The sequence below is a fragment of the Streptomyces spinosisporus genome (genome assembly GCF_022698145.1).
GTDB classification, from domain to species: domain Bacteria; phylum Actinomycetota; class Actinomycetes; order Streptomycetales; family Streptomycetaceae; genus Streptomyces; species Streptomyces spinosisporus.
In genome coordinates, this window is the sequence record NZ_JALDAX010000005.1 from 363,409 (window position 1) to 375,107 (window position 11,699).

At 71.9% G+C, this 11,699-nt stretch carries 10 protein-coding genes; 5 read left to right on the forward strand and 5 right to left on the reverse strand.

What is annotated here, in order from left to right:
* Positions 1–61: 61 nt before the first annotated feature.
* Complete coding sequence (locus tag MQN93_RS16215) at positions 62–925, forward strand: helix-turn-helix domain-containing protein (protein WP_016436612.1); 864 nt, start codon at positions 62–64, stop codon at positions 923–925.
* Here the strand turns inward: MQN93_RS16215 and purU are convergent.
* Both purU and MQN93_RS16225 read right to left on the reverse strand, forming a co-directional pair.
* On the reverse strand, positions 922–1,803 hold the full coding sequence (purU, locus tag MQN93_RS16220; RefSeq protein WP_242710011.1) for a formyltetrahydrofolate deformylase: 882 nt from the start codon (positions 1,801–1,803) through the stop codon (positions 922–924). The two genes, MQN93_RS16215 and purU, sit on opposite strands and share 4 nt — an antisense overlap.
* 46 nt (positions 1,804–1,849) lie before the next feature.
* Positions 1,850–2,350, reverse strand: a complete 501-nt coding sequence (locus MQN93_RS16225; RefSeq protein WP_037783141.1) for an SCO4402 family protein — start codon at positions 2,348–2,350, stop codon at positions 1,850–1,852.
* 117 nt (positions 2,351–2,467) lie between these two features.
* On the opposite strand from MQN93_RS16225, the gene MQN93_RS16230 reads away from it, so the two are divergent.
* A complete protein-coding gene (locus MQN93_RS16230; RefSeq protein ID WP_016436615.1) occupies positions 2,468–3,775 on the forward strand; it encodes an ABC transporter substrate-binding protein in 1,308 nt (435 codons plus the stop codon).
* Between the two features lie 52 nt (positions 3,776–3,827).
* Here MQN93_RS16230 and MQN93_RS16235 read toward each other — a convergent pair whose 3' ends face one another.
* Complete coding sequence (locus MQN93_RS16235) at positions 3,828–5,426, reverse strand: hypothetical protein (protein WP_242710012.1); 1,599 nt, start codon at positions 5,424–5,426, stop codon at positions 3,828–3,830.
* Between the two features lie 166 nt (positions 5,427–5,592).
* Positions 5,593–6,978, reverse strand: coding sequence for an NsdA family TPR-like regulatory protein (locus MQN93_RS16240; RefSeq protein WP_016436617.1), 1,386 nt, complete (start codon positions 6,976–6,978; stop codon positions 5,593–5,595).
* Positions 6,979–7,243: 265 nt separating this feature from the next.
* On the opposite strand from MQN93_RS16240, the gene MQN93_RS16245 reads away from it, so the two are divergent.
* From MQN93_RS16245 to MQN93_RS16255, 3 genes are read left to right on the forward strand one after another with little or no spacing between them, the layout of a single operon-like run.
* Positions 7,244–7,897: a bifunctional DNA primase/polymerase gene (locus tag MQN93_RS16245; RefSeq protein WP_242710013.1), complete on the forward strand. Its 654-nt coding sequence runs from the start codon at positions 7,244–7,246 to the stop codon at positions 7,895–7,897.
* 37 nt (positions 7,898–7,934) lie between these two features.
* Positions 7,935–8,726, forward strand: a complete 792-nt coding sequence (locus tag MQN93_RS16250; protein WP_242710014.1) for an ABC transporter ATP-binding protein — start codon at positions 7,935–7,937, stop codon at positions 8,724–8,726.
* Positions 8,723–10,324: a transporter gene (locus MQN93_RS16255; protein WP_242710015.1), complete on the forward strand. Its 1,602-nt coding sequence runs from the start codon at positions 8,723–8,725 to the stop codon at positions 10,322–10,324. The genes MQN93_RS16250 and MQN93_RS16255 overlap by 4 nt, the downstream gene beginning before the upstream one ends.
* 159 nt (positions 10,325–10,483) lie before the next feature.
* Here MQN93_RS16255 and MQN93_RS16260 read toward each other — a convergent pair whose 3' ends face one another.
* The gene (locus MQN93_RS16260) at positions 10,484–11,359 is read right to left on the reverse strand and encodes an alpha/beta fold hydrolase (RefSeq protein ID WP_242710016.1); all 876 of its coding nucleotides are present in this window, start codon (positions 11,357–11,359) and stop codon (positions 10,484–10,486) included.
* Between the last annotated feature and the right edge of the window lie 340 nt (positions 11,360–11,699).

Below are 11,699 nucleotides of genomic sequence, written 5' to 3' on the forward strand. Positions count from 1 at the left end.
CCGGTCCAGGGGTGTGCCAGGACCCCCTCTGCGCGCACCGGCCGCGACTACCGTGGCAGGTATGCCCCACGACGACGCGAACCGGCTGGGCGCGTATCTGCGCGCCCGCCGCGATGTGGTCACGCCGCAGCAGGCCGGCATCCCCGCCGGCGCCAACCGGCGCGTCCCCGGCCTTCGCCGCGAGGAGGTGGCGATGCTCGCCGGTATCAGCGCGGACTACTACCTGCGGCTGGAACGCGGCAGGGACCACAACCCCTCCCCGCAGGTGCTGAAGGCCATCGCCCGCGTCCTGCACCTCGACGACCTGGAGACCGAGTACCTGCTCGGGCTGACCGCGCCCCGCCCGCCGACGCGCCGCAAGCAGCGCACACCGCGCCTGCCCGCCCGGTTGCACCATCTGCTGGCGGCCGTGCACGTGCCGGCGTTCGTCGAGGACCGGCACTTCGACGTCCTGGCCTCCAACCAGCTCGCGATGGCCCTGTCGCCGCGGCTGCGGCCCGGCGAGAACCGGCTGCGCTCCCTGCTGCTCGACCCCGAGGAACGCCACTTCCAGCACGACTGGGAGGCGGCGGTCGTCGACTCCGTCGCGGCCTTCCGCCGTTCGGTGGACGACAGCGTCACCGATCAGCGCTCGGTGGAACTCGTCGGCGAACTCTCCCTGGCCAGCAACCGCTTCCGCACCCTGTGGGCACGTCACGACATCAAAGCGCTCGGCTACACCAGCACCGTCAACCATCCGGTCGTGGGCGAACTGCGCCTCAACCGCGAGAAGCTCGCCGTCAACGACCTGCTGCTCGTGCTCTACTACCCCGACCAGGACAGCGACACCGCCGAGAAGCTCCAGCTGCTGACGTCCCTCGCCCCCGCCGACGGGCAGCAACCCGCCACGGCCGCCGATCCGAAACCGAGCTCCCCCGGCTCCTAGGCGAACACCACCGTACGGCGCCCGTTCAGCAAGATGCGTCGTTCCGCGTGCCACTTGACGGCGCGCGCAAGTGCCTGGCATTCCACGTCCCGCCCCACCGCCACCAGCTGGTCCGGCGTGACATCGTGCCCCACGCGCTCGACCTCCTGCTCGATGATCGGCCCCTCGTCGAGGTCGGCGGTGACGTAGTGCGCGGTGGCGCCGATGAGCTTGACGCCGCGGTCGTGGGCCTGGTGGTACGGCTTGGCGCCCTTGAAGCTCGGCAGGAACGAGTGGTGGATGTTGATGATCCGCCCGCTGAGCTGCTTGCACAGGTCGTCGGAGAGCACCTGCATGTAGCGCGCCAGCACGACCAGTTCGACGTCGTTCTCGCGGACGATCTCCAGTACGCGCGCCTCCGCCTGAGGCTTGGTGTCGCGGGTCACCGGAATGTGGTGGAAGGGGATGCCGTACGACCCGACGAGCTCGGCGAAGTCGGTGTGGTTGGACACCACGGCCGCGATCTCCACCGGCAGCGCGCCGATCCGGGCCCGGAACAGCAGGTCGTTCAGGCAGTGCCCGAAGCGGCTGACCATGAGGACGATGCGCATCTTCTCGTCGGCCCGGTTGATCTGCCAGTCCATCTGGAAGGAGTCGCCGATCGCGGCGAAGCTCGCCCGCAGCTTGTCCACCGACACCGGGGCCTCGGCCGAGAAGTGGACGCGCATGAAGAACAGTCCGGTGTCGTGGTCGCCGAACTGCTGGCTGTCCTCGATGTTGCAGCCGGTCATGAAGAGGTAGCTCGACACGGCGTGCACGATGCCCTGCTTGTCGGGGCAGGAGAGCGTGAGGACGTACTGCTCGCCGGGTGCGGCGGCTCGGCTGGACTGCTCGTTCATGCAGGACAGGGTCCCATATGAACGTCCTCGGCCGAATCCGCGTCCGTCACGCGGAACGGGTCATGATCCGCAGCACCTCGAGCGTGCGGGGCGGGGCGTCCGGCTCCTCGCCGTCGGCCGTGGCCATCCGCACATGGGCGTCCCGGGCCGCGCGCACCGCCTCCGGCCAGCCCGCGTTCTCCAGATACGCGGAGACCGGGGCGTCGGGCCCGACCTGGTGCATGATCCGCAGCACCCGCAGCACGGCGGTGTCGACGAGGGCCGCCTCCTGGGAGTCCCGGAATATGGTGCCGACGTACTTCTCGGCGGACCAGTTGTCCAGCCAGGTGTCCTCGACCAGGCGGTAGACGGCATCGGTCACGTCTCCGTACCCGTCGACACCGGCCAGCCATACGTCTCGCTGGAAGACGGGGTCGGAGAGCATGTGCAGCGCGGAGCGCACATTGCTGCGCCAGCGCCACCACGGCATGTCGTTGAGTGGCATGCCGCCCATGGTGGATGAGCGACGGCCGCGGCGGGAAGAGTTCTCCGGAGCTTGCACGGTCACCGATCGTACGTTCTTCCGCTCGGGCGCCTCGGCGACCCCCGTAATTCACCTCGACGCCACCGTTCGATAACCGAGGGTCACCCCCGGGTTGGCGATGTGGCGGAAGCGTGTGTGCCCATGACCGGTAGGCGACGCACCCGCACCACCCTCCTCCCCATCCGCACCCGGCCGCGCAGAGCCACCGTCCTGTCGACGGCGGCCCTGGCCGCGTGCGCGTCGCTCGCCGCCGGATGCGGGGCCATCCCCGGTGCCACGGGGGGCTCCGGGGACGGCCCGATCACCGTCATGACCTGGGCGCCGGAGCAGACCGGCTCGACCAACAAGCCCGGCATGCCCGCCTTCGCCAAGGCCTACGCCCGCTGGGTCAACGCCCACGGCGGCCTCAGCGGCCGCAAGCTGAAGGTCGTCACCTGCAACGACCACAACGACAGCGTGGCCGCCGCGAAGTGCGCCAACACCGCCGTCAAGGACGACGTCGTCGCGGTCGTCGGCTCCTACAGCCAGTACGGCGACTCGTATCTGCCCACGCTGGAGAGCGCCGGCATCCCCTACATCGGCGGCTACGGCGTCACCACCGCCGAGTTCACCAGCCCGCTGTCCTATCCCGTCAACGGCGGCCAGCCCTCCCTGCTGGCCGGACTCGGCCGGGAACTGGCCGCCGGCTGCGGCCCGGTCGCGCTCATCAGGCCCGACAGCATCGCGGGCGACGAACTGCCCGCCATGCTCGACTCCGGCCTGAAGGCGGGCGGACACCCCTCCTCGGTCGACCAGCGGGCGGCGGACGACACCACCGAGTACGCGGGCCCCTCGCGCAAGGCGCTGACGGCCTCGACCGCGGATCCGGCGAAGAAGGGGTGCGTCATCCCCGCGCTCGGGGACCGCACCGACACCTTCATGGACTCCTTCCGGCGCGACCGCGAGGACTACCCCGCGGTGAAGACCGCCGCCACGCTCGACAGCGTCGACCAGACGGTGATCAACGAGTCCGGCGGCCCGTCGGGGCCCTACGAGGGGTCGTACGTCAGCGGCTGGTACCCGGTGACCAGCGATCCGCGCTGGGACCCCATGAAGAAGGTGATCCAGGAGCAGGCCTTCGGCGACAACCGTATCGACCCCGCGGACGCCGGGGTGCAGACGACCTGGATCGCGTACACGGTCTTCAAGGCCGTCGTGGAGTCGCTCGGCGACCAGGACGTCACCGCCGACACCGTGCGCAAGACCCTCGACGACGGCCTGAAGATCGGCACGGGCGGGCTCACGCCGACGCTGAGCTGGGCCACCGAGAGCCCGCTGGCCGCCATCGGCTTCCCCCGCCTGGTCAACGCCGACCTGACGCTTCAGAGGGTGCGCCAGGGCCGGCTGGTCGCGGTGGACAAGGGGTTCGTCAATGTGACCAAGACGCTTGAGGGCGCGGACGTGAACTGAGGTTCACGCCCGCGCGCCCGGCGCCCGTCGTCGCGCCCGTCCGGCCCGCTCCTCAGAGCTGGGTCGGCTGGCGTTCGGTCAGTCCGTACTGCTTCGCGATGGCGTTCCACAGCTGGGCCGCCTTCGCCTTCTGCTGGCTGGCGGTGCCGCTCGCGCGGTTGCCGGCCCCGGTCTGCGGGGTCGTGCGCGCCTGGCCCTTCTTGCAGCCCTTCTTGCCGCCCACCTGGTCGGCCCAGGCCGCGTAGTGGTTGTCGGCCGACGCGGACGCCTTCCAGGCCTGGTTCAGCGCGGAGGTCAGCGCGGCGTTGTTCGGCAGCTTGTCGACGGACAGGCCGGCCAGCCGGGTGACCAGCTGGTTGCGCTGCTTGGCCGCGGAGCGCAGGTCGGAGGCGGCCTGGGAGAGGTTCTTGCACCCCTTCACATCGGCCACCGCCTGGATGACCGAGGCCCGGCTGTCGCCGCTGTCGGCCAGCAGCTTGTCCAGCGCGACGGCCTGCTGCTCGGCCGGATCCGCCGCGGGAGAGGCCGAGCCCTCGGTCGCCGGGGCCGTGGCGGACACGGTCTGGTTCTTGTCCGTGCCGTCGTCGCCCCCGCCACCGCCGAGCAGCGCGCCCGCGCCGACACCGAGCACGACGATGCCGATGCCTATGCCCGCGATGAGGGGTATCCGGGAGCGGCTGCGGCCACCGCGGCCGCCCCGGCCGTCGTCGCCGCCCGTGGGGCCGTACGAGGTCGGCGGCGGGGTGTAGGAGTTCGGCGGCTGGGCGTAGCCGGACGGCGCGGGCGGCTGCTCGAAGCGGGGCATCTGCTGGGTGGCGCCTGCCGGGCTGTCGCCGCCGGGCCCACTGCGGAAGAGGTTGTCGAACTCGGCGGGCGGCTGCCGGTCGCCGCCCTGCGGCGCGCCGTACGGCGCCTGGTCCGTCACGGGCGGGATGTACTGCGTGGGCTCGGCGTCGGGCCCCGACGCGGGCGGCATCGGCCCGGCACCGGGCTGCTGCGCGTGTCCCAGGAACTGCGTCGCCTCCGAGGAGGCCGGTTCGGCCGCGCCCACCTCGGGCGGCAGGGCGCCGGGCGGGACCGGCGGGATGTACTGCGTCGCCCCCTCGTCCACCGCCGCGGCGACCGGGGGGAGGTACTGCGTGGCGCCCTCGTCCGCCGCGGGCGGCTGCGGGCCGCCGTAGGAGCCGTAGGCGGGCGGCAGCGGCGCCGGCTGCCCGTGCTCGGCGGGCGGGAGGGCCGCGCCGTACGACGGCTCCGCAGGGCTCTGCGGGGGCAGCGACCGGGACGGGTCGGGCTCGGGCGCACCCCACTGGCCGGCGGCCGGCTGCTGGTGCTGCTCGGGCTCGTTCCACGGCTGGGCCGGCTGCGCGCCCCAGCCCTCGCCCGGCTGCGGGGCCGGGCTCCGGCTCTGGTCGGGGCCCCACGGCGTGCCCCAGGCCTGGCCGCCGGTCGGGGCCCCGGCCTGCGGGCCGTTGTACGCGCCGGTCTGCTGACCGCCGTACGAGCCGCTGTGGGCACCGCCGTACGGGCCCACCGGGGCCTGCGCGTTCAGCATTCCCGGCAGCAGCGGCTCGCCGCCGTCGGAGGGCAGCACGATGCCTTCGCGCGCTTCGCGCGGCGAGGGCTCCTCGCCCTGTCCACTCTGCGTCACCGGGACTCCTACGAATGGGGGACCTTCGGAATCGTCGGCTCACGCTACCGGGTCCCCCGAGCCGGGTGCCACGCAGCTCAGGACCGAACCTCCTTCCCTGTGACCGCAGTAACAAAACCGGTCGACACCGCGCTGTATTTGTCCACCCTTCGCGGGCGGCGCGGGCTCAGGCCGCCGCCTGCATGTCCATGCGCGCCCCGAACTCCCTTACCACCGGCTCCTCCTGGTACGGCTCCAGCCGCTGCTGGAAGTCCTCCAGATACTCGGCGCCCCGGTTGGAGCGGAGGTTGCCCAGCAGGTCGACCGCCTTCAGACCGGTGTGGCAGGCCTGCTCGATCTCGCGCTGCTGCACCAGCGCCGTGGCCAGCAGCACATAGCCGATGGCCCGCCTGCGCGCCTTGGTCTCGGGGAGCCGGTCCAGCGCCTCCTGGGCGCGCCGTGCGGCCGGCTCGGCCTGTCCGAGGTCCCGGTGGCAGTGTGCCAACTCGTCGGCGAGATAGGCCTCGTCGAAGTGCGTGATCCACACCGGGTCGTCCCCGGAGGCGGCGTCGGCCGCCTCCAGTGCCGTGACCGCCCGTCCGGACGCCGTCTGCGCCGCCCGCGCATCGCCCATCAGGGCATGTCCGCGGGCCTCCGCCGCATGGAACATCGACTCGACGCGCGGGGTCACGCGCCCCCGCGCCCCCTCCTGCGCCGCCCGCGCCAACTGCGCGATCTCCCGCGGGTTTCCGAGCTGCGCGGCGAGATGGCTCATGGAGGCGGCCAGCACGTATCCGCCGTATCCGCGGTCGCCCGCGGCCTGTGCGAGGCGCAGCGCCTGGATGTAGTACCGCTGGGCGAGGCCGGGTTGACCGGTGTCGACGGCCATGTAGCCCGCGAGCTCGGTCAGTCGGGCCACGGCGGCGAACAGGTCGCGGCCCACCGCCTCGCGGTACGAGCCCGCCAGCAGCCCCGAGACCACGCTGTTGAGGTAGTGCACGACGACCGGGCGCACATGCCCGCTGCCGTACTGGTGGTCCAGATCGGTGAGCGCCTGTGTCATCGCGCGCACGGCCGCCACGTCGGACTGCCCCACCCGCGGCCCCGCCGAGCGCGAGACCTGTGAGTCGGGCGCGGAGATCAGCCAGTCACGGCTCGGCTCGACGAGCGCGGACGCGGCGACGGACGAGCCGGCCAGGAAGTCCCGCCGCCCCACGTCGCTGCGCCACAGCTCGCAGACCTGCTCGATGGCCCCGAGCACGGTCGGCGAGAACTGCAGGCCGACGCCCGAGGCGAGGTTCTTGCCGTTGGCCATGCCGATCTCGTCGATCGTGACCGTACGGCCCAGCTTGCGGCCCAGTGCCTCCGCGATGATCGCCGGGGCGCGTCCGCGCGGCTGCTGCCCGCGCAGCCAGCGGGCCACGGACGTCTTGTCGTAGCGCAGGTCGAGGCCGTGCTCGGCGCCGCACATGTTGACCCGGCGGGCGAGCCCGGCGTTCGAGCACCCCGCCTCCTGGATGAGCGCCTGCAACCGTTCGTTCGGCTGTCGCGCGACGAGAGGCCTTGCGGCCATGGCGTACCCCCTGGGAACAACCCCTGAAGCGAAAAGATCCGGCCGTGAAGATCAATGCCCCGGTGCCGTAAGTAAAATGCGAGGCTTGCGCGGATTGCCGGGGTAAAGATGGATGCCAACCCCGCATGTGGCTACCCGGATCACGCCGGGGTTCCTCCCGCGCGCCCCCACTCATGCACCCATGCGCCCCGGACGCGGGATCAATGCTCCTCCCCCGCGCGCGCTACCCCCGTAACCCGAGGTGGGTGCGGGAGTTGAGTTCATCGTGGAAGAGACGATCGCGGGCACCGAAGCCGCTCAGATCCCGAAGCAGCGTGGGGAATCGCTGCAGGAGACCGCCGTACGCTACGCCGAGGAGCGCCACTGGGACGTCTTTCCCGGCACCTGGCTCGAAGCCGTCGACGGGGTGCAGCACTGCTCCTGCGGCGACGCGGCGTGCGCCGCTCCCGGCGCGCATCCCGCCCGCGAGGACTGGGCGACGCAGGCCACGGGCAGTGCGACCGTCGCGCGCCGGATGTGGCAGAAGCAGCCGACGGCGTCGATCCTGCTGCCGACGGGCCGTACGTTCGACGCGATCGAGGTGGCGGAGAGCGCGGGCTTCCTCGCGCTGGCCCGCATGGAGCGCATGGAACTCACCCTCGGCCCCGTGACGTTGACGCCCGACCGCCGGATGCACTTCTTCGTACTGCCGGGCGCCGCGGTGAAGATGGCGGAGCTGGTGCGGGGCCTGGGGTGGTCGCCGGCCTCGCTCGACCTGGTCGCGCTCGGCGAGGGGGCGTATGTGGCCGCGCCGCCCACCCGCTACGGCTCGCGCGGTGCCGTGCAGTGGGCCTGCCGTCCGACCCCCGCCAACCGCTGGCTGCCCGACGCCGAGGAGCTGATCTCCCCCCTCGCCTACGCCTGCGGACGCGACCGCTGACCTCCCCCGGCGCGCACGACCCCCTAGGGTTTCCCGCATGACAGAGGGAAACGAGGTCGCTGCCGCCGCCGTGCGCGTGCGAGGGCTCTGGAAGCGCTTCGGGCAACAGATCGCCGTCGCCGGGATCGATCTCGACCTGCCCGCGGGGAAGTTCATCGGGCTGGTCGGACCCAACGGAGCGGGCAAGACCACCACTCTCTCCATGGTGACGGGACTGCTGCGGCCCGATCAGGGGAGCGTCGAGGTCGTCGGGCAGGACGTGTGGCGCGATCCGGCGGCGGTGAAGGCGCGCATCGGGGTGCTGCCGGAGGGGCTCAGGTTCTTCGAGCGGCTCTCGGGCCGCGAACTGCTCGGCTACAGCGGGCGGTTGCGGGGGCTGCCCGGCGCCGAGGTCGACAAGCGGGCCACCCAGCTGCTCGACGTGCTCGACCTGGCGGGCGCCCAGCACAAGCTCGTCGTCGACTACTCGACGGGCATGCGCAAGAAGATCGGGCTCGCCGCCGCGCTGCTGCACAACCCCGAAGTGCTCTTCCTGGACGAGCCGTTCGAGGGCGTCGACCCGGTGTCCGCCCAGACCATCCGCGGGGTGCTCGAGCGCTACACCGCCTCGGGCGCCACCGTCGTCTTCTCCTCCCACGTCATGGAGCTCGTGGAGTCTCTGTGCGACTGGGTGGCCGTCATGGCCGCCGGCCGCATCCGCGCCCACGGTCCGCTGGCCGAGGTGCGCGGGGAGGCGGCCTCGCTGCAGCAGGCGTTCCTCGAACTCGTCGGCGCCGGCGGCCGCGACGCGGGCTCCGACCTCGACTGGCTGGGCGGCGGGGCACGATGACGGGACAGGCGAACATCACCCCCGTCGTCGTACGGCTGAAGCTGTCGCTGCTGCGCAACGGGCTCAAGCAGTCCGGCGGGCGGCGCGCCGCCTACGTCGTGTCGGCCGTGATCGTGGTGCTCTTCGGGGCCCTGCAACTGCTCGGCCTGATCGCGCTGCACGGCAACGACCACGCCCTGTCCGTGGTGGCGCTCCTGGTGGCGGTGCTGGCGCTGGGCTGGGCGGTGATGCCGCTGTTCTTCCCCAGCGGCGACGAGACGCTCGACCCGACACGGCTGGTGATGCTGCCGCTGCGGCCCCGGCCGCTGGTGCGGGCGCTGCTCATGGCCTCCCTGGTGGGCTTCGGGCCGCTGTTCACGCTGCTGCTGCTGATCGGTTCGGTGATCGCGGTCGCGCACGGCGGTGCGGCGTACGCGGTCGGCGTCGTGGCCGTGGTCCTCGCCCTGCTGGTGTGCGTGGCGCTGGCGCGGGCGGTCGCCGCCGCCAACATCCGGCTGCTGACCAGCCGCAAGGGCCGCGACCTGGCCGTCCTCAGCGGGCTGGTCATCGCGATCGGGGCCCAGCTGGTCAACTTCGGTGCGCAGCGCCTGGGTTCGTCCGGGCTCTCGCAGCTCGACCCGGTGGCCGACGTGCTGAAGTGGGTGCCGCCCGCGTCGGCGGTCGGTGCGGTGGACTCCGTGAGCGAGGGCTCCTACGGCGTCGCCGTCGCCCAACTCGCCCTGAGTGCAGTCGCGTTGTACGCCCTGATCGCCGTGTGGTCGCGTCATCTGACCAAGCTGATGACCGCCCCCGACGGCTCCACCCTCCAGGCCGCCACCGACCGCCCCACCACTCGTGAGCGCACCTCCGGCGGTCTCGCCCGGCTGCTGCCGGCCGGCCGCACCGGCACCGTCATGGAGCGCAGCCTGCGCTACATCTGGCGCGACCCCAAGACCAAGGCCGCCTGGGTGACCTCGCTGGCGATCGGCCTCATCGTGCCGGTGTTCAACGCGCTGCAGGGCACCGGCTCGATCTACTTCGCGTGCTTCGCGGCGGGGATGCTCGGCATCCAGATGTACAACCAGTTCGGGCAGGACACCTCGGCGTTCTGGATGGTCGCCACGACGATCTCCTCCGCGCACGACGCCTACGTCGAGCTGCGCGCACGGGCGCTGGCCCTGCTGGTGATCACCCTGCCGTACACCACCCTCGTCACCGTCCTGACCACCGCGATGCTCGACGACTGGCCCCGGCTGCCCCAGGCACTCGGCCTCTCCCTCGCCCTGCTCGGCGCGATGATGGCCACCGGCGCCTGGACCTCCGCCCGCTTCCCGTACTCCATCCCGCAGGAGGGCTACAAGAACGTCGTCCCCGGCCAGACCGGCCTGGCCTGGATCTCCATCTTCGGCGGCATGGTCTCCGCGGCCCTGCTGTGCTCCCCCGTCATCGCCGCGGCCATCTGGGCCGGCATCGCCAAGAACGGCGACGACTGGGCCTGGCTCCTCCTCCCCTTCGGCGCCGCCTACGGCACCACCCTCACCTGGACCGGCCTCCACCTCGCAGCCCCCCGCACAGCAGCCCGCCTACCGGAGATCCTTACGGCGGTGAGCAAGGGCTGAAGGGATACCGAAGGCCACTTTTCAGGACATGGGGTGACAGCAAGCTTTCAGGCGCAGGGCAACTGCAGGCTTTTAGGGGCGCGGGGAACTGCGCGAACAACCCCAACGCACCCGCACCCGCCAAAGAACCGCCCCCCCCACCCCCCCTAGGCGCCAACTTCACACACCCCGAACACCCTCCAGAAACGGCTCAATAGCGGCCCGCCACCCCTCAGGCTGGTCGTAATGCACAAGATGCCCAGCATCAGCAACCTCCGCATACTCGCCGAGAGGCAACACCCGCACCATCTCCTGCGCCTCCGCCCGCCCCAACTCCCCATCCAGCCCCCGCACCACCAACGCCGGACACCGCACCTGCGCCAACTCCTCCCAGTGCGCGTCGTACACCCACGTCTCCCGGGACTGCAGCATCTGCTCGGGCACGAACACCGGCCGCCACCCGTCGGCGGACTCATGCATCACCTCGGCGTAGAACTCCCCCCGCGCCGGATTGGGCCGCTCCACCCACGGATCGTCCTCGCCGAACCACTTGCGCACATCGGCCAGCGTGGCGAACGGCACCGGCCACGCCTTGAACCACGCCGCCCACTCCCGCTGCGACGCCGCCCCCAGCGCGGACGCCCGCATGTCGCAGATGATCACGCCCCGCACCAGATCGGGCCGGGCCGCGGCCAGCTGCCACGCGGTCAGCGCGCCCATGGCATGGCCGATGACGACGGCGGGTGCGAGGCCCAGCTGCACCAGAGCGGCCTCGGCGTCCTCGACGTAGGCCTCACGGGTGAAGGACGCGAGTGGGGACTTGTCGCTCTGTCCGTGGCCACGCTGGTCGAGTGCGACGGCCCGGTGCCGCTCGGCGAGCCAGCGGGCGGTGGAGGCCCAGTGCGAGGCGCGGCCCATCAGGCCGTGCAATAACAGAACGCCCGGGGCGTCCTCGCCCGTCGAGCCGTCCGCCGGATCGGTCTTGGGCGGGTCGCCGAACTCCCAGGCCGCAAGGCGTACGCCACCCGCCCCGCTCACGTCGATGCGTCGCGCCATGGTCCTGGCACCCCCCTGGCTCCGTGAACTAGCTCCGTGAACCGCGTCTGCCGTTGCCGTACCGCTTGCTGTTCCTCCCGCGAACCCCCTGATCCGTCAGTCGCAGGCTATCGAAAAGACGTTCGAAGATGCTGTATTTGCGGGCAACACCCCTCGTACGAGTGACCTCGCGCGAGGAATGATCGCCGCCGCCGAGGGGAGATCTTCAGCGGGAAGCGGACCGCTCGGGGAAAACGGTCCGTGGGGGATGACCCTGGGAGCTCGGGGCTCCGGGTCAGCACAGGGGAGGACGGGCCCCGGCGCCGCAAGGCGCCGGGGCTCTCAGCACGTCTGCGGCACA